The sequence below is a fragment of the Paenibacillus sp. AK002 genome (genome assembly GCF_053903045.1).
Window position 1 is genome coordinate 6,180,467 of the sequence record NZ_CP096377.1, and the last position, 17,951, is coordinate 6,198,417.

At 53.1% G+C, this 17,951-nt stretch carries 21 protein-coding genes and 1 riboswitch; of the genes, 3 read left to right on the top strand and 18 right to left on the bottom strand.

Going from position 1 to position 17,951, the window contains the following annotated elements; translation table 11 throughout:
- Positions 1 to 4: 4 nt before the first annotated feature.
- The 3 genes from deoC to M1D70_RS27875 all read right to left on the bottom strand — a co-directional run bounded on the left by deoC (position 5) and on the right by M1D70_RS27875 (position 2,904).
- Positions 5 to 670 (bottom strand): deoxyribose-phosphate aldolase, encoded by a 666-nt coding sequence (deoC, locus tag M1D70_RS27865; protein WP_009589523.1) that lies wholly within the window; start codon positions 668 to 670, stop codon positions 5 to 7.
- Positions 671 to 1,060: 390 nt separating this feature from the next.
- The gene (locus M1D70_RS27870; RefSeq protein WP_456288496.1) at positions 1,061 to 1,996 is read right to left on the bottom strand and encodes a sugar-binding transcriptional regulator; all 936 of its coding nucleotides are present in this window, start codon (positions 1,994 to 1,996) and stop codon (positions 1,061 to 1,063) included.
- A 173-nt stretch (positions 1,997 to 2,169) separates the two neighbouring features.
- Positions 2,170 to 2,904 (bottom strand): ThuA domain-containing protein, encoded by a 735-nt coding sequence (locus M1D70_RS27875; RefSeq protein ID WP_009589543.1) that lies wholly within the window; start codon positions 2,902 to 2,904, stop codon positions 2,170 to 2,172.
- A gap of 159 nt (positions 2,905 to 3,063) precedes the next feature.
- Between M1D70_RS27875 and M1D70_RS27880 the strand changes: the two genes are divergently transcribed.
- Positions 3,064 to 3,942 (top strand): AraC family transcriptional regulator, encoded by an 879-nt coding sequence (locus tag M1D70_RS27880; RefSeq protein ID WP_456288497.1) that lies wholly within the window; start codon positions 3,064 to 3,066, stop codon positions 3,940 to 3,942.
- A 359-nt stretch (positions 3,943 to 4,301) separates the two neighbouring features.
- Here the strand turns inward: M1D70_RS27880 and rnhA are convergent, their stop codons facing one another.
- The 3 genes from rnhA to M1D70_RS27895 form a co-directional block, all read right to left on the bottom strand.
- A complete protein-coding gene (gene rnhA, locus M1D70_RS27885; protein ID WP_009589560.1) occupies positions 4,302 to 4,967 on the bottom strand; it encodes a ribonuclease H in 666 nt (221 codons plus the stop codon).
- Positions 4,968 to 4,995: 28 nt separating this feature from the next.
- The gene (locus M1D70_RS27890) at positions 4,996 to 5,220 is read right to left on the bottom strand and encodes a hypothetical protein (RefSeq protein ID WP_456288498.1); all 225 of its coding nucleotides are present in this window, start codon (positions 5,218 to 5,220) and stop codon (positions 4,996 to 4,998) included.
- 102 nt (positions 5,221 to 5,322) lie between these two features.
- Positions 5,323 to 5,979: a hypothetical protein gene (locus M1D70_RS27895; RefSeq protein ID WP_456288499.1), complete on the bottom strand. Its 657-nt coding sequence runs from the start codon at positions 5,977 to 5,979 to the stop codon at positions 5,323 to 5,325.
- 97 nt (positions 5,980 to 6,076) lie between these two features.
- On the opposite strand from M1D70_RS27895, the gene M1D70_RS27900 reads away from it, so the two are divergent.
- Together M1D70_RS27900 and M1D70_RS27905 are read left to right on the top strand one after the other, a co-directional pair.
- Entirely contained in the window at positions 6,077 to 7,036 is a 960-nt protein-coding gene (locus tag M1D70_RS27900) for a helix-turn-helix transcriptional regulator (RefSeq protein WP_456288500.1), read from the top strand.
- Between the two features lie 75 nt (positions 7,037 to 7,111).
- A complete protein-coding gene (locus tag M1D70_RS27905; protein ID WP_456288501.1) occupies positions 7,112 to 7,633 on the top strand; it encodes a DinB family protein in 522 nt (173 codons plus the stop codon).
- 137 nt (positions 7,634 to 7,770) lie between these two features.
- Here M1D70_RS27905 and M1D70_RS27910 read toward each other — a convergent pair whose 3' ends face one another.
- The 12 genes from M1D70_RS27910 to M1D70_RS27965 form a co-directional block, all read right to left on the bottom strand.
- Positions 7,771 to 8,301, bottom strand: a complete 531-nt coding sequence (locus tag M1D70_RS27910) for a DUF2179 domain-containing protein (protein ID WP_015737571.1) — start codon at positions 8,299 to 8,301, stop codon at positions 7,771 to 7,773.
- Positions 8,302 to 8,324: 23 nt separating this feature from the next.
- Positions 8,325 to 9,206, bottom strand: a complete 882-nt coding sequence (gene thpD, locus M1D70_RS27915) for an ectoine hydroxylase (RefSeq protein WP_456288502.1) — start codon at positions 9,204 to 9,206, stop codon at positions 8,325 to 8,327.
- A gap of 14 nt (positions 9,207 to 9,220) precedes the next feature.
- A complete protein-coding gene (locus tag M1D70_RS27920) occupies positions 9,221 to 9,613 on the bottom strand; it encodes an ectoine synthase (RefSeq protein WP_456288503.1) in 393 nt (130 codons plus the stop codon).
- The gene (gene ectB, locus M1D70_RS27925) at positions 9,610 to 10,902 is read right to left on the bottom strand and encodes a diaminobutyrate--2-oxoglutarate transaminase (RefSeq protein WP_456288504.1); all 1,293 of its coding nucleotides are present in this window, start codon (positions 10,900 to 10,902) and stop codon (positions 9,610 to 9,612) included. Before ectB ends, M1D70_RS27920 begins: the two co-directional genes overlap by 4 nt.
- A 16-nt stretch (positions 10,903 to 10,918) precedes the next feature.
- On the bottom strand, positions 10,919 to 11,431 hold the full coding sequence (gene ectA, locus M1D70_RS27930; RefSeq protein WP_456288505.1) for a diaminobutyrate acetyltransferase: 513 nt from the start codon (positions 11,429 to 11,431) through the stop codon (positions 10,919 to 10,921).
- A gap of 24 nt (positions 11,432 to 11,455) precedes the next feature.
- Positions 11,456 to 12,307: an ectoine/hydroxyectoine ABC transporter ATP-binding protein EhuA gene (gene ehuA, locus M1D70_RS27935; protein ID WP_456288506.1), complete on the bottom strand. Its 852-nt coding sequence runs from the start codon at positions 12,305 to 12,307 to the stop codon at positions 11,456 to 11,458.
- 12 nt (positions 12,308 to 12,319) lie between these two features.
- Entirely contained in the window at positions 12,320 to 12,982 is a 663-nt protein-coding gene (ehuD, locus tag M1D70_RS27940) for an ectoine/hydroxyectoine ABC transporter permease subunit EhuD (protein ID WP_009589563.1), read from the bottom strand.
- 3 nt (positions 12,983 to 12,985) lie between these two features.
- A complete protein-coding gene (gene ehuC / locus M1D70_RS27945) occupies positions 12,986 to 13,639 on the bottom strand; it encodes an ectoine/hydroxyectoine ABC transporter permease subunit EhuC (RefSeq protein WP_009589548.1) in 654 nt (217 codons plus the stop codon).
- A gap of 1 nt (position 13,640) precedes the next feature.
- Positions 13,641 to 14,495: an ectoine/hydroxyectoine ABC transporter substrate-binding protein EhuB gene (gene ehuB / locus M1D70_RS27950; protein WP_085981253.1), complete on the bottom strand. Its 855-nt coding sequence runs from the start codon at positions 14,493 to 14,495 to the stop codon at positions 13,641 to 13,643.
- Between the two features lie 355 nt (positions 14,496 to 14,850).
- Positions 14,851 to 14,997: riboswitch (cyclic di-AMP (ydaO/yuaA leader) on the bottom strand.
- A gap of 366 nt (positions 14,998 to 15,363) precedes the next feature.
- Positions 15,364 to 16,107, bottom strand: coding sequence for an SDR family NAD(P)-dependent oxidoreductase (locus M1D70_RS27955; RefSeq protein WP_456288507.1), 744 nt, complete (start codon positions 16,105 to 16,107; stop codon positions 15,364 to 15,366).
- Between the two features lie 183 nt (positions 16,108 to 16,290).
- Positions 16,291 to 16,902, bottom strand: coding sequence for a flavin reductase family protein (locus M1D70_RS27960; protein ID WP_009589552.1), 612 nt, complete (start codon positions 16,900 to 16,902; stop codon positions 16,291 to 16,293).
- Positions 16,899 to 17,852, bottom strand: a complete 954-nt coding sequence (locus M1D70_RS27965) for a ring-cleaving dioxygenase (RefSeq protein ID WP_456288509.1) — start codon at positions 17,850 to 17,852, stop codon at positions 16,899 to 16,901. Before M1D70_RS27965 ends, M1D70_RS27960 begins: the two co-directional genes overlap by 4 nt.
- Positions 17,853 to 17,951: the final 99 nt, after the last annotated feature.

A 17,951-nucleotide genomic window follows, 5' to 3' on the forward strand; every position in this document is an offset into this window, starting at 1 on the left:
CGATTTAGTAGGAAGAGCTGGATTGGCCGCCCTCCATAATTTTCACGCCGGAGCTGGCTCCGATACGCGTTGCGCCCGCTTCAATCATGCGATCCATGTCTTCCTTGCTGCGCACGCCGCCGGAAGCCTTAACGCCCGTGTTTTCTCCGACCGTTTTGCGCATCAAGGCGACATCCTCCGGAGTAGCTCCGCCTGTAGAGAATCCCGTGGAGGTTTTGACAAAATCGGCTCCGGCTTTCACGGACAGCTGGCACGCACGCACCTTCTCTTCTTCGGTCAGAAGGCTTGTCTCAATGATGACCTTGACCAGGGCTTTGCCCTTGGCTGCATCCACGACGGCCTGAATATCTTGCTGCACCAGCTCATCGTTCCGATCTTTCAGCGCCCCGATGTTGATGACCATATCCACCTCCGTAGCCCCGTTAGCGATGGCATCCTTCGCTTCAAAAGCCTTTACGGCCGTCGTGTTAGCCCCCAGCGGGAAGCCGATAACGGTGCATACTTTGACGCTCGTGCCCGCAAGCTGCTCAGCACAGTAGGATACCCAAGTCGGGTTCACGCAAACCGAAGCAAATCCGTACTTTTTGGCCTCATCCGTAATTTTCGTGATCTCGGCCTGGGTTGCATCCGCCTTCAACAGCGTGTGGTCGATCATTCCTGCTATATTCATCTGGTTAAAACACTCCTTATATTGTTTTTATGCAATCTTGTAAAAGCGCTATCATAACGCTTAATCCTTTAGACGGGACCATCATATCACAGCCTTGAACATATGTAAAACATATATTGAAAATATGTTCATTCCGATTTATGGCAATGATATTTATCATTGTTCGCTGAAGGACTATTCATCATTCAGGAATAATCTAACAATTCACACCGTTTACTATGCTCTATACCCTGTCAGCGTAAACATAAACAGAGAATCAGCCTCCCATGCGGCTTGGGGAAGCCGATTTCCAATACGCAAAAAAACACCCCGTTCAGGCAAGAGGAAGCGGATTGCCGCTTCGATCTTCCGGAACGAGGTGCCGTAAAACTGCACAATATGTTGAACATTTCATGGAAGCAAGGCTTGCGCCGTAAACTGGTCCGTTACCAGGATGTTTGCATACTTGCCGATCAGCGCAGCTCGGATGGCCTCCACCTTGCGCTGCCCACCAGCCACGAGAATGGATTTCTCCTTATGCCGCAGATCATCCAAATCGATGCCGACCGTGCGATTGTTAATATCCTGGCTGCACACCCTGCCCTCCGCATCGAAAAACCGGGAGCAAATATCGCCCGCGCCGATCCGCTGCAGCAGCTTCTGTTCTTCCTTGCTCAGATAACCGAGCCGGAACAGCAGCGCGTCCTCATGAACGGTACCCACTGTAAACATGGCAATATTGGCTTGTTTGCCTAATTGGATGATCCGCTGGATATGCCGGTCCCTCTCCACCATTTCCTTCAGCTCCGTGGTGTCGAAGATGACCGGCAGCGGCAAATATCTCGCCATTGTGTGGTACGCCTCGGCGAACAGATTGACGATCTCGGCGGCATATGTGTTCACATGCGAATGGCTGACGCCGCCCTTCAACTGCACGACCTCGACGCCCCGAACGGGCTTCTGCTGCAGCTGAAGCGCAACGGCATGCATGGTCGTTCCCCAGGTTACGCCGATGATATCCGCATCCTGGACCGTTTCATGCAGGTAATCGGCTGCCTTTTTGCTGATATGCTTCTGGATTTCGCGGTATTCGTTGACGGGAGAATAACTCACCAGCACGTGTTCCAAACTGTAAGCCTTCTTCACCCTTTCGGCCAAAGCGCCCAGGTCCTCGAGAGGGTCCACGATGCTGATCTGCACATACCCCTGCTCCTTGGCGTGCTGAAGAAGCCTGGAGACCGTAGGGCGGGAAACGCCGAGTCTCGTGGCGATATCCTGCTGGCTGTAATCCGACATATAGTACAATCTTGCCGCCTCAATGCTGAGGCGCTGTTTATCCTGATCCATGATCCAACCCACTTTTATTATGTCGTAATCGAATTGGGTCCATTATACATCGTTATGCTGCGAATTTCGATAGCACCGTCTTTGTAAACACATACAAGCGCCCGATCCACGCATAAATTCCTGACATCGCAGGAGATTCACGCGTTGACAACGGGCGCTTGCTAAGAATCAGCCTATACCGGCTGTACGTATTCGAGCGGAGATACCCGGCCATAGGACGTCTTCGCACCTTGAATCGGTGCCGCCCAAGCCACGGCATTGGCAATCACCTGCTGAATTTCAGGCTGGTGATAGGTAGGGAACGCTTCATGACCCGGTCTGAAATAGAAGAGCTTGCCGCGTCCGCGCTTGTAGCAGCAGCCGCTGCGGAACACCTCGCCGCCTTCGAACCAGGAGACAAACACCAGCTCATCCGGCGCCGGAATCTCAAAACGCTCCCCGTACATTTCCTCCTGCGGAATCTCGATATACTCACCGAGCCCGCTGACGATCGGATGGCCGGGATCGATGACCCACAACCGTTCCTTCTCGCCGTCGTCGCGCCATTTCAGTGCGCCGGTATTCGTGCCGAGAAGGCGCTGGAAAATCTTCGAGCCGTGGCCGGAATGCAGCACGATGATCCCCATGCCGTCCAATACGCGCTGGCGCACTTTTTCCACGATATCATCCCGTACTTCGCTATGCGCGACATGCCCCCACCAGATCAGAACATCCGTTGAAGCGAGTACGTCGTCCGTCAACCCGTGTTCCGGATCATCCAGCACGGCGGTGCGTACGACGAACTGTGCATCCTTTCCCAGAAAATCGGCAATCGTCCGGTGAATGCCTTCGGGGTAAATCTTCGCGATCTGTTCATTATGTCTTTCGTGCCGGTATTCGTTCCATACCGTTACATTGATAGTAGCCAAGGATGGCGGCCTCCTTTAAATTGAAATCCAAAGACCTCTTATACATTCAACCCAAGTATAGGCTGTGTTACAATGAACGGGAATGTGTGAAAGTTACTCTTTTTGTACAAAAACGACTTCGCGTTTTTTAAGGGGAGAGGGTGGAACTTCGTGCTATCGATGAACGCTGACTATGTGCCTAGAATCAAACTGATGGGCTTCGTCTCCTATAAGAACCCCTGGATTCATTTCAAACGGAACACCCACGAGCATATTCTGTATTTCGTGAAGAGCGGCGAGCTTCATATGCGGGAGAACGGCGTATCCCATGTGCTCCGAAAAGGCGACATGCTGGTGCTCGAGCCGCATCTGGACCATGAGGGAACCCAGAAGCATCCCTGCGACTACTACTATATTCATTTTGAGCATCCCGATATTCAGCAGGCGCCCGAACGGCCCTTATCCCTGCTGGCCAAGCAGTGGATCATGAGCGAGAATCAGCCGGCAGGCAAGGATGACGGCAGGCCGCTGTACTTTCCGAAGACCTGCACGTTAACCCAGAGAAAAAGCCTTCATCACATGTACCATGCCCTCAGTGAAATGCTGCAGCTTTACAGAAGAAAGCACTTTAACCGCAGTTTGACCGCGCTCAAATTCATGGAAATGCTGATCGAGCTGTCCCGCGAAAGCCTGTTCGATGAACTGGAGAAGAACAGCCCACACACCAAGTCCTATATGAAAGTGCATGCGCTGCTCGACTACATCCACGAACATTATGCCGAGAAAATCACCAGCTCGGATATCGAACAGCGCTTCGAATGCAACTATGACTATATCAATCGGGTGTTTGCCAAGCTCACGGGCCATACGATCATGCGATATGTGAATCAGGTCCGGATCAATCATGCCAAAGAGTTAATCGAGGCCACCCATCTCAGCTTCGGGGAGATCGGATATCTGACCGGCCTGGATGATCCCTTTTATTTCAGCAAGGTGTTCAAAAAATACGTCGGCATGTCGCCGAACCAATACTATAAGCAGGTTCGCGACAAGGAATAAGGAGGGGGACCGGGGGCCAGCGTCCGGCATCATGGTTGGCGCATCGTGGATAAGTCATAGCGAACGTTCCGGGCGCCCCTCCTTCCTTGGGGATAACCCGCCGCCTCCCGCGATTTAACGCCCAGTTATCCTTGCACTTCTCCACATTTGTTCACAAACGCTGGATAACTCCCCTGGATTCAGGGACCAAAATGCAGCTTGCGCTGAATGAATGGGGATCATGTTCATAACTCTGTGTATAAAGTAACGTATGAATAGGTTATGCACAGTTCATGCTGACTCCATCCGCTTAATAGAATGCAATTATCCACATCCGGAGATTTGGATTTTTCCGCATATTCCGGGACAGGATATTTCTTTTATTTGCGTCCGTAATCTGCCTTAATCTCTCCCCAGCTCTTCGTTTGCCATTTCAGCACCTTGTTCTCGTATGTATTGGTTCGAAGCCAGTGCTCGGCCCGGTCCACGAGATCCCATATCTCTTTGGTTGACGCGTCGCGCGGCAGCGTGGAGACCACCTTCTTCTGCTTCAGCCATTTGAGCGCATTCATGGAATCGCTGTACACCGTTTTGGTGCTGCCGATTTTCTTCAAATAAGCCAGCGCATGGACGATCGCCAGGAACTCGCCGAGATTGTTCGTCCCCTTCTGGATCGGCCCGCACGAGAACAGAACATCCCCCGTCTGCGTATCCACGCCTTTATATTCCACCGGTCCCGGGTTTCCCCGCGTTCCCACATCCACGGAGATGCTGTCATAATCAATCTCCCCCGGATCCTCGGCCGCGGAGGCGCTGCTGCGCTTAAAGCTCTTGCTCTTGGAGCCCGAGCTGCTTGGTCCGCTTCCGGACTGCCCCCAGTAATTTTTATACCCTGCCGCATAGGCCTGTTCCGCTTCGCTTCGGGATTCGAACGCCTTGAATTTCGCACCTGTAAATTGGTTCACCTGCTGCTGGCACTCGCCCCAGCTTGTATAAATTCCGGGTACTTTGCCTACCCAGACTACGTAATATTTTTGCTTTGCCATCATAAACCTCCATCCTGAACTAACCTCTCTAGCGTACTATATCACATCCTCCGAAACCAACAAAAAAAGCGCCATCGTCTCCGATCCGCTTTCTATGTTTGACCTTATTCGATTGTTCCTGTTTCGTCGGCTTCACTCTCACATGCTGTGACAGCGCGCCATAATCCTCGTTGGTCTTTCTCATCGAGACGGCTGACCATATGCCGGCGCGTTCCGCTTTGCGGAGCGCTTTTTGCGTTTTGGTACGGGCCATGAGGCTCACACTCCTTCTATTATAGAACTCCCTATATTGTACGGCAAAATCGAAGGGAATGGAACCCGAGCCGCTCGGGCTCCGCCACCCATTTGACCTCGTTTATTCCCATCCCTTATACGTGAGGATTTTATCCCGGTATTGTACTTCCACTCCTTCATGCGTCCGGTATTTCAGTGCATCCAGCTTCGCCGCGGCGTCCGTCTCCGTCTCATCGCTGCCGATCGTGGCCTTATCCTGTTCCACGTCGGTGATGATCCAGGCCCCTTCCTTCTTAACTAGGGAATACGTGCGGTTCATTTGAGTCAGCGTTTTTCCTTTCAGTTCCCTGGATTCCGATGCATATACCAACACTTCCTCGCCTTGTTCACTCTCATAAGGGTCCGAAATGCGAATCGCGGCCTTCTCTTCGTTCATTCCCATTGATTTGACCAGCCCCCGCATATGCTCCTTATGCTTCTCGTACTCTTCGGCGGACATTCCCATCATGTCGCTTGCACGATATTCCTTCTCGTTATATCCGAAAATAATCCGGTCGCTCATAGCCTGCATGTAAGACTCGCTGACAATCCCGTCCACCTCGGCCAGATATTCCGGATAATCCATTTGAAAATGCAGCAGCTTATATTCCGCCGTCTCCAGCTTCTCGACCTGGTTCACAATCTGCTCCCGTTCGTTCTCCGACAAGCCCGAGCCGCCGCAAGCGGACATTCCCGCAACCGATAATACGATCAACCCTAATAGTAGTAGTTTTTTCATGTTCCGGCCCATCCTTAAATCCTCTCCCTCCTGTAAACCTATGATATAATACGGAATCATTGGAGAATAGATCCAATTATGATAGGAGAGTGTACCGATGAAACTGGAGCGGCTCATATCCATGATTTACATGCTGCTGAACAATGAGATTCTGTCCGCGTCAGCCTTGGCAGAGAAATATAACGTGTCCCAGCGAACCATCTACCGCGACATCGATGCCATCTGCGCCGCCGGCATTCCGGTCGTATCCTATCAAGGGGTAAACGGCGGATACGGCATTATGGAGCAATACAAGATGGATAAAAGCCTGCTCGGTTCCTACGATGTCAGCGCCCTGATCACCATCCTGCACAGCATGTCTACGGTGTTCGAGGATGAGCGGGCCCTGGATACGATTCAGCGCCTGCAGACCATTGACCGTTCCGCCAACCCCGCTTCGCAGGGATTGTCCATGGATATCGGGAGCTGGCGGTCGTACAACGAAATCCTTCGTCTTCTTCGCCGCGCCATCACGGACAGGCATGTGATCTCCTTTCAATACATAAGCGCCAAGAATGAACGCATTTACCGAAAAGTCGAGCCCTTGCGACTTATGTATAAATTCGGATCCTGGTACTTGTACGGCTTCTGCAGAACGAGGAACGATTACCGCGAATTCCGGATCTCGAGAATGTCGGAGCTGTCCCCCTCCGCCGAGCCCTTTATGCGCCAGCACTCCGAGGAGCATACGCACGGACCTCAGCTTCAAGAGCAGCATCCAGATGGGCGGAGCGAACGGCATAACTGGGAATCATCGCCCGATGCCGTAGAAGTCGTGCTGCACGTGTCCCCCGGAGCCCTGGCCAAAGCGATGGACCAATTCTATGACGTACAGCGGGAATTTCATGAAGACGGCTCGCTCCGTCTCACGTTCAAGGTCAATGATCCGGATTCCCGGTGGCTCTGGTCTACCCTGCTGAGCTTTGGCGAGGAGATCGAGATTGTGGAGCCGGCCGACTTAAGGATCCGCATGCAAGCCAAATTAGAAAAAATGCTGCAAGTGTACGCAAAAGTATGACAGTCCGCTGTCATACTTTTTTAATTACAATGTTCCCAAGAAGGAAATAACACGAAGCCAAAGGGGACGATCTCGATGAACTATCCTGTAAAAATGTATGAATACCATGTATGGGCCAACCAGGCCATATTCAACCGTCTGCTGGAACTTCCGGGCGAATTGTACAATCGGACCATCACGAGTATCTTTCCGACCGTATCGGAAGCGTTGATTCATATTTACACGGTGGATCTCGGTTGGATGAACATTTTGTCCGGGAAGGACATGGGCTCTGCATTGGCTGAGGCCTACCAGCTACGGGAAGAGCTTGAAGCGATTTCGCTGGAAGACCTGAACCTGCGGTTTATCGAATTGTCGGATCGATACGCTGCGTTTCTCCGCCAGCAGCCTGACCTGGAGCGGATGATCCGATTGGATAATCCTTATGCCGGCATCCGGGATACTCGTCTATCCGAGATCGTGCTGCATGTCGTGAACCACGGCACTTACCATCGTGGAAATATTGCCGCCATGCTGCGCCAGCTCGGGAGCTCCTCCGCGATGACCGATTACGCTTTTTTTTGGTACCAGAATAAACCGGAGCCCACCTTCGCCTGATGGCGCTCAGAACAGCCGCGGAAGTCCAGGATCTCTGAAATTCCATGCCGGTATCTGCCCGACAACAACCAAAAAGCCTGCTTCAGGAACCCGGTTCCGAAGCAGGCTTTCTATCCTACATTCCGTATACACGCTTGTTACAATTTGCGACCTTCCGTCAATCGCACCCAGAAGCCGCCTTTGAAGCTTTTCGGTTCATGGGAGATAATGAACGCTTGCGGCGACATTTTGGAAAGTGACTCCATCAGCCGCCGCTCATTCTTCCGTTTCACGAGCACTTGAAGCACCAGCCGCTTGCCATCCTTGCCGTCCGCTTCCCAAGCGGTCACGCCGTATCCCTTCTCCCGCAGGTTCATGGCCAGGTTCGTCTCAACGGAATTGACGATCACCTGCACCACGATGTATCCGAGTGCCAGATACTCCTCAATTCGGCTACCGGCATACACGCCTAGGCCAAAGCCCAGGCAGTAGGCCGCCATATTAAAGGGATTGTCCAGATTTTGCAGGACGAGATTGAGGCCGAGCAAGTACACGAATACCTCCAGCATGGCCAGAAGGGAAGCTATCCCTCTCCTGCCCTTGATCATCAGGATCAGCCGCAGCGAAAAAATCGAGACATAGACCACATTGATGCCGATGATGGAGCCGATCAGCGACAGCGAGATCATAGAGAATCACGGGTGGCGATATACTATGGTCTCGGCTTCTGGCCCGAATACGGCTGCTTGACCTTGTTCTCCACGCTGTTATAGACCATGAATATATTGCTGCGCGGCATCGGGGTGATGTTGCTGTTCGAGCCGTGCATAATGTTGCAGTCAAAAATCACGATCGAGCCCGCCTTGCCGACCGGCGTGTCGATCCCGCCCTCCTTCACCATCCGCGTCAGGCTGTCATGATCCGGAACGCCGTACTCCTGCTTGCGCAGGGAATCCTTGAAATGATCCTCCGGCGTTTGGCCGATGCAGGCGACGAATTCCTTATGCGATCCAGGCACCACCATAAGCGGCCCGTTATAAGGATAGTTATCCTCCAGGGCAATGGAACAGCTTAGCGCTCTCATGCGCGGCATGCCGTCCTCGACATGCCACGTTTCGAAATCGGAGTGCCAGTAGAACTCCTTGCCCGTAAAGCCCGGCTTGTAATTAATTCGGGATTGATGGATATACGTCTCGCTTCCCAAGAGGTATTCCATGATTGCCAGGAGTCTAGGATGCTGGGACAGCTTCTTGAACACTTCGTCGCTCTCATGCACCGCGAATACCGACCGCACTTCGTCTCCGCCGGGCTCCCGGATCACTTCATCTTTCTCTGATTCCCGTGCCGTTATTTGCAGCCTGCGGGCCTCCTCCTGATACCGCGAAAGCTCCTCCCGATCAAAGAAGCCTTCCAGAAATAAATATCCGTTGCGCTCGTAGAAGTCGGATTGCTCCTGTGTTAGCGGTGCATCCGGCGTCCACTCCGAATGTACGACCGGATCCTGCCTTTTTAAGATCCGGGGCTCCGCATGCACTCTTGAAGGGTAGACGTCCATTTCTTTTTCCTGAAGGGCCGACGCATGATTTTTACTCATCGCATATCATCTCCTTAGTCCGTAATGGGGGCAAGCAGCGGGTAGGTTCCTTCCTCATCGTGAACTTCGGCGCCGGTTAGCGGCGGATTGAATACGCAGACCATCCGCATCTGCGAACGGGCTCTCAAATAATGCTTCTCGTGTCCGTCCAGCGCATACATCATGCCAGGGGTGATGGGATAGGTCTCGCCGCCGACAACCTCGATTTCTCCCTCCCCCTCGATGCAGTACACGGCCTCGACGTGGTTTTTGTACCAGATCAGCGTCTCCGTTCCGGCCTTGATCAGGGTGTCGTTAAGAGAAAAGCCCATGCCGTCTTTGGTCAGCAGAAGCCTTCTCGAATTCCATGTCGTTGTATCGATGTCGTCTTTCGTATCCACGATTTCTTCCAAATGTCTAACGATCATGACAACCTCTCCTCTGCAGCTAATTGTTTCATGCTGTTCTCAAAAATCCCCAATCCCTCTGCCAGTGTGTTCATTTCAATGGTCAGCGGCGGCATCAGCTTGGCAACTTCGCTATGCGGTCCTGACGTTTCCATAATCAGTCCTTGCTCAAAGGCGATTTCGGATAGCCTTCCTGCGTGCTCCGGCTTATCAAAGGCTACCCCCTGGATCATGCCCCTGCCGCGGATTTCGCCCTTAAGCCGGGGATAATCCCTCACGACGTCATCGAGCGATTGGCGAATCCGATGTTCGCGAATGCCGATATCGAGCTGAAAATCCTCCGTCTTCCAATAACTCAGCGCTTCGGCAGCGGCAACGAATCCGAGATTGTTGCCCCGGAAGGTGCCGTTATGCTCACCCGGCTCCCAGATGTCGATCTCCGGCTTGATCAGCGTAATCGCCATCGGCAAGCCGAAGCCGCCGATCGATTTCGAGAGGCACACGATGTCCGGCTCGATGCCCGCATCATCGAAGCTGAAGAACGAACCGGTTCTGCCGCAGCCCATCTGGATATCGTCCAGAATGAGCAGCATCCCCTTATCCTTGCAGATGCGCGCCAGCTTCTGCAGCCATTGGCTGCTGGCGGCGTTCAAGCCGCCTTCCCCCTGCACCGCCTCGACGATGACCGCTGCCGGCAGCGGAATGCCGCTTCCCGGATCATCCAGAAGCTTCTCCATATATGCCATCGTATCCACGTCGCTGCCAAAGTAACCGTCATACGGCATAAATACCGAGTGGCTCAGATCCACGCCGGCGCCCTGGCGCTTGAAGGCATTGCCGGTCACCGCCAGCGATCCCAGCGACATGCCGTGAAAGGCATTCGTGAAACACAAAACGGTGCTGCGCCCCGTCACTTTTCTGGCGATTTTGAGCGCGGCCTCCACGGCATTGGTGCCGGTCGGCCCGGGAAACATCACCTTGTGATCCCACCCGCGCGGCTTCAGGATAATCTCCTGAAAGCGGGTCAGAAACGTTTCCTTCGCTCCCGTAGCCATGTCCAGACTGTGCGTAACGCCGTCCTGCAGGATGTAGTCGACCAGCTTCTCGCGAATCCTCTCATTGTTGTGCCCGTAATTCAAGGCGCCGGCGCCGGCAAAAAAATCAATGTATTCATTGCCCTGCGTATCCCACAGCTTGGCATTCCGGGCTTTGTCAAAGACCGTCTGAAAGCTCCGGCAATAACTTCTCACTTCCGATTCCAGCTTGTTAAACACGGTAAGCTTCGGTTTCTCCATGACTTGGTTGTCCATAGTTCCCTCCATTTGTTTAAATGTCATTGAAAAAGGGGCCAATCACGAATAACGGCTCATCTTCATGTGTCGTTCCATCCGGAAACATCTCTGCTCCGTAACCCACCGTTACGGTGCTCGGAATGGATTTCTCCTCGGCATAACCGAGAAACAATCGGCGTGATGCCATATTGCTGGGCGATACCGTCGTTTCAATGAAACGGACGCCATGGCAGGCCTTCTGGTTCATGAGGCCGGTAAGCATCGCCTTCGCGATCCCCTGCCTCCGGTGGGAGCTTGCAACCGCCACCTGCCATACAAAGAGCGCCTCCGGATTGCGCGGAGAACGGAAAGCGGAGATAAAACCGACGATGTCTCCTTCATGCTCCGCAATCATGCAGGTATCGTTGAAGTAATCCCCTAGCAGCATGTAGCAATAAGGCGAGTTCAGATCAAGCGATCCGGTATCGCGTATGAGCTCCCATACCCGGGTGCCGTCCCGCGCCTCCGGTCTTCGGTAAACCACTTCGGTTCCGGTATCCACAGCCATCTACATAAACACCTCTTTCCAGCACTAATTTCCGTTCGAGCGGAACCGCTGCAGAAAGCTCTGCAGCCGCTCGCTCTTCGGATGATCGAATATTTCCTCGGGTGTTCCTTGCTCAACGATCCTGCCGTCGGCTCCGAAGATGACCCGGTCCGCGATTTCCTTCGCAAAATCCATCTCGTGCGTAATCAGCATCATGGCCATTTCGCCTTCTTCGGCGATTTCCCGGATCACCTCCAGCACCTCGCCGACCAGCTCTGGATCCAGCGCCGAGGTTACCTCGTCAAACACCATCACCTTCGGCCGCATGACCAGCGCTCTGGCGATGGCGACGCGCTGCTTCTGGCCTCCCGACAGATTGGACGGGTGCATCTTCAGCTTGTCGGCCAAACCGACCTTGCCCAGCATCGAGACGGCCCGCTCCTCCGCTTCCTCCTTGGACAACCCCAGCACCTTGCGCGGGGCTTCCGTCACGTTGCGAAGCACATTCATGTGCGGGAACAGATTGAAGTGCTGGAAGACCATGCCGACGTTGCACCGCATCCGATGCAGATGCTTTTCGTTTGCCTTGACCAGCTTGCCCTTCTCCTCCATATGCCAGAGCAGCTCGCCATCGACCTCGATGGTCCCCTCGGTCGGTTCTTCCAGCGTCATCAGCATCCGGCCCATCGTCGTTTTGCCAGATCCGCTCGGTCCGATCACAGCCACCTTTTCTCCAGGCTGCATCTCCAAATCGATGCCCTTCAGCACCTGCAGGTCGCCATACGACTTGGTCACGCCCGCATATTTCACGATCGGCTGTGAGCCCGTAACGGGGCTTCTTTCCCGCTGCGGCTTCTTCGCCTCTTCAGCCTGCTCATCGATTACAACGGCATTCAATAGACTCCCTCCTTATTTTCCACGCTGCAGATTCAAACGCTTCTCCAGCCTTTGCACCAGCAACGACGCGATATAACTGATGATCAGGAACAGAATCCCGACCAGCGTGTATGGTTCGAAAGCGCGAAATGATTGCGACACGATATTTTTGGCCGTCAGCATCATCTCGACCAGCGTAATGGCGCATAGAATCGGCGTTTCCTTAAACATGACAATCAAATAATTCCCCAGCACCGGGATGATCGGCGGTACCGCTTGCGGCAGTATAATGCTCCGCCAGGTCTGGGATTTCGTGTAGTTCAGTGCGGTTGCGGCTTCCCACTGTCCTTTCGGCACCCCTTCAATGCCGGAACGGTACACCTCCGACAGATACGTGCTGTAATGCAGCCCCAGGCCGATGACTCCCGCATAGAAGGCCGGAATCGAAATGCCCGTCAGCAGCGGCAAGCTGTAATACAGGAAGAACACCTGTACCAGCAAGGGGGTATTGCGAATAAATTCTATGATTCCTTTGGTTATGAGCGACAAGGGCTTAAATTTGCTCCGCGCGGCAAAGGCAAGCAGCAGCCCGATAATCAATGCCACCACAAAAGCACAGAGTGTGACCCATACCGTCATTTTTAATGCACTCAGAAGCTGCGGCAGTATTTCAAACACATATTTCCAATCCCACATCCGCTACAGCCTCCCCGCGGTCAGTTTGCGCTCCAGCAGTCGAACCGCCATCGAGACGAGCGTCGCAATGACAAAATACATGAGGAGCAGCAGCACCAGAATCTCGGTGGTCCAGGAGATGTAATTGTTGCGGAGCACCATCGCCTGATACGTTAAATCCGCCATCGTGATGAAATAAACGAGCGAGGTGGATTTGATGAGTTCCACAAGCTGATTCCCAAACGGGGGAAGCATTCGCAGGGACGCTTGGGGCAGTATAACGTTCCACAACCTCTGCCAAGGCCTCATATTAAGCGCCACGGCAGCTTCCCACTGTCCTTTCGGAACGGCCAGCACCGCGCTGCGAACAATCTCGGAGCCGTATGCGCCGAAATTAAGTCCGATCGCGAGAATCGCCGCCAGCATTTTCGGAAGCTCGATGCCGATGAATGGAAGGGCAAAATACAACCAGAAGAGTTGCACCAGCAAGGAGGTTCCCCGAAAAACTTCGACGTACACGACCGTCGCCGTGCGGACGATCCACAGCTTCGACAGCCGGCACAATCCGGCTGCAAAGGACATCACGATAGCCAGGATGGCTGAAAAGAACGCGACGATAATCGTGATCTCTGCTCCTTTGAGCAGCGTCGGAAGAAAATCGATCCAAGAATTCGGCATGCTATTCCCCGCAGAGCGCAGCGGCCGTCATCTCACCCGGGAGCTCTTCTTCCGTGAACCCGAACTCTTGCAAAATTTCCAGCAGCTCGCCCGACTCCTTCATCTTTTCAAGCTCTGCATTATAAGCCTCCTGGAACTCGGTATCCGCTTGGCGGAAAGCCGTAGCCCCGTAACCGCGAACGCTTTCGCCGTCGATGACCGGCTGCTCGAAATCGGCCACGCGTTCGATGCTGTCGTCGCTGGCTGAATCCAGCATCGCCTGCAGGGACGGCCCCGTCATGGTAATCGCCTGCACCCGATCGGCCTGGAGGGCGCTGATCGCCGAAGCCTGGTCAGGGACCTGTACGATCCGGTCCGCAGGAATGCCCGACTTCTCCATGTAGCCGATTTCGACCGCGCCGGTCATGACAGCCACCTTGGCCTGCTCATTCTTGGCAATGTCCTCATAGCTTCCGAGTTCCATCGGATTCCCTTGCTTTACCGCAAGGGCTTCCCCGATGCTGTACTCCGGATTCGCGAACAGGACGGCAGAGCAGCGGTCCGGATTAATGAACATGCCTGCCGTGATCAGATCAAACCGATCGGCCTGCAATCCGGCGACCAGCGAACCGAATTCCGTTAGCTCCCCCCTCATCTCCTTGATGCCAAGACGCTCCAGAATAACGCGGGCAATCTCAACCGCCTCGCCCGTGAGCTCCCCATTGGCTTCTTTGTAGGCATACGGCTTCTCGTTCGCAAACCCTACGGTGATATATCCCTGCTCTATGGCTCGATCCAGCGTACTTCCTTTGTCGCCGCAAGCCGCGAGCAGTACCACCATCATCACGGACAACACCAGCACAACCACTTTCTTCAAAACCTTCCACAACCTTTCGTAATAGCTTTTCACTTTCTTAAAAAAACGGCATGACGAAATTATCCGTGTTAGCACATGTGTTAACTTGGATATATGGACATTCAGATACCCGTGCATGGGACGAGGCTTCAGGGAAGATGATTCATCGGCTTCCTTGCACGCTTTGACCCAATGCCGTCTGATCGATTCAATTCATTCCACATTTGCAGACGTTGCCCCTCCTCTGTAATTGAATGCTAAAAAGACCACCAAACAGGGGATCTAGACATAGCTCCGCCAGCAGGGGGTCAAAAAATAGAGAAAAGGCCCCTATAGAGAATAAAGGGCCTTTTGTATGAACATCCATTATGTATGCAAGACCCATCCACTGCTGACGAGGTTAGCTGACGGACTCGGGTAAGATGGTACCCTACACTCGTGAATTCCAAGTGACTCGCCCCTGGTGAAACTGGTTCCCCCGCTTTCCGGAATATGTATGCCGGAAACTAAGCGTGTGTTCATGATAAAGGGAAGCTCAGGAAAAGTCAAACCCCTTTAACCGCTTTTTCTGGAAATTCAGAAGTGAAAATACCGTTTTTGCAACGAAAATATCGAGCCTTTTGAACACCTTATTTAAGGCTGTCCATACACCGGATTGGTCATGGAATCCATGCTCCATTTTCCGCTATATAGCAGGCATTTGACGGGTCTTGCGGAAATCGTTCATGACATATACGTTTAATGCCATGAATGAGCCCCGGATCAGGAAGTCTGCCCATTTGAAATACGGGGCCGAAAAAAATTTTTGAAACACTCCATAATAAGTCCGATAACAACGCCTGGAATGACTTGCAAAAAGCCCCGATGCTTAGCATCAGGGCTTTTCTCGTCATACCGCGGTATAGCCGCCATCCACCAGCAGACTCGTGCCCGTAATGAAGGAGGCATCTTCACTGGCGAGGAACAATACGGCTTTGGCCACTTCTTCCGGCTGTCCCAAACGGCCCATCGGATGAAGGCCGACCAGGTGCTGCGTGATCGCTTCCGTTCTTCCCTTGATCAGCGGCGTATCGATATATCCCGGACACACGGCATTGATTCGGATTCCTTTGGAGGCATAGTCTGCGCTGAGCGACTGGGTTAACAGCTTGACGCCTCCCTTAGCCGAAGCATAGGCGGTTACCCCTGCTTTTCCGACATGGCTATGGATCGAGCCGCAGTTTACGATCGCCCCTCCGGTTCCTTGGGACAGCATTTGCTGAATGACATATTTATCGCACAGGAAGACCCCTGTCAGATTAATATCAATCGTTCTCTGCCAATTATCCATCGTTAACTGATGGGCAGGAGCATCATGGGCTATGCCTGCATTCGCGAACAATACATCGACACGGCCAAAATGCTGTACCGTCTGATTCACCATATTCGCGACTTCCTGCTCTTGGGTTACATCCGTTTTGACGAACAGCGCTTCAAAGCCGGCTCCTCTCAATTCGTCGGAAACCGCTTGGCCCTGGTCGGAATAATCCGCGATAACGACCTTGGCTCCCTCTTTTGCAAAAAGTCTGACTGCCGCTTCGCCAATCCCGCTGGCGCCCCCCGTCACAATGACAACCTTGGAATCAAATCTCATGCGTTGATCACTCCTATGTTGTAAATTCATCAACCGGCTATCCATTCATGTAGAATGGGCAAAAACCGACCATGATATTCCGATACCCCGTTTCCTAATGAATGACCAGCATACTATCAAATAAAAAGGACGTTCGCTAAATAACAGTCGCAAAGCAATAACCTTATTCAAGCTCAAGCCCTGTCAGACCGGACGCTCAATCGTAAACATCTCTCCCAGGGTCGAATAGATATTTCCTGCCATGCGGCTCACAGGTTTCAACTTGGATGCGTCAATCCGGCCATGCTCGTAGAGCTCCTCGGACACGTGAAATCGGACGACGCGGGCAATCAATAGATCAGCGGCAGGCAGCTGATCCGTACCATCCAACGTGACGACCTGCTCCAGCACGCATTCCATGCGAATCTTGGATTCCATAATGCCGGGAACCTTAACAACGTCACTAACGACCGGGGTTAAACGGGTTCGGTCAAGCTCACTTTCGTCCGGAGGCAGGTTCGCCGCCGTTTCGTTCACGGCTGCAACGGTATCTTCGTCCACGATGTGGATGACAAGCTCGCCGCTCTGCATGGCATTTCTCGCCGTATCCTTGGGTGCACCGTTCTTTCGCTGAACGGAAACCGACAGCAAAGGGGGATTGCTCGACACAATGGAAAAGTAACTGAACGGGGCCGCATTCAGCACGCCATCCGCCGATAATGTCGTAACGAAAGCGACCGGACGCGGAACGACGCTTCCGATCAGCAGCTTGTATGTGTCCCGTTCGCTTTGGGTATTCGGGTCAATGGATATCACTTGAGTTGCCCCTCTCCTGTATGTTTGACTTGTATAGGCTCCAACCCCTGCTCGATTCGGGCACGCTCCGGTTCGAACCAGGCAGGAAGCTTTAATTGTTCCCCCAGCGAGTCCAGGTCTTCGTCCACCGTAAATCCGGGCGGATCGGTTGCGATCTCAAACAGGATCCCACCACGTTCCCTGAAATATAACGCTTTGAAATAGTTACGGTTCCTGATATCCGTAGGGCGAAAGCCCTGCTCCTTCACCCATTCATGCCATTTGCCGTGCTCCCCATCATCTTGAGCCCGCCATGCGATATGATGGGTCGTTCCGGCACCTCCGGCTTCCAAAGGGATATCCCGCATCGGCAGATCAATCACGTTGCCGAAGTGGCCCGCAGCTTGAAACCGGGCATAATTGACGTCCTCTCCAATGTAGGTCAGTCCCATGACATTCTCCAGCGCCTTCTTCGTCTCCTCCCATTTGCTGCTGAACAGAACCGCGCCGCCGAATCCCTTAATGGCTGTAGCCGATGTTATATCGTCCACGGACCAGCCGTTATTCGGACCGCCTTCCCGCTCCACCAACTCTAGCGAAAGTCCGTCCCGATCGGAGAATTGAAGGTATTGTTCGTTAAACCGGAAAGCCTTCATGACAGGAACACCAAAGCTCCGCAGCCGCTGTTCCCAATAAGGCAGGGCCCCTACAGGAACGGCAAAGGTCGTATATCCTGCCTGTCCTCCTCCACGCAGCCCTCTTCGCGAAGCGGAGGAAGGGAAGAAAGTGATGATCGTTCCGGGCTGTCCTCCTTCATCCCCGAAATACAGATGATATACCTCGGGCGCATCGTAATTCACGGTCTTCTTTATCATTCTGAGTCCTAGCACGCCTGTATAAAAATCAACGTTCTTCTGCGGATCCTGCGCATAAGCGGTAATATGATGAATGCCTGCCGTATGTAATGCCATATCCCATCTCTCCCTCACCGTTTGTATCGAAACCCGTTACTTCCGTTCTTAATCCGTTTTGCATGATGGATGAGCCATAAACCATAAATAATCTTTATT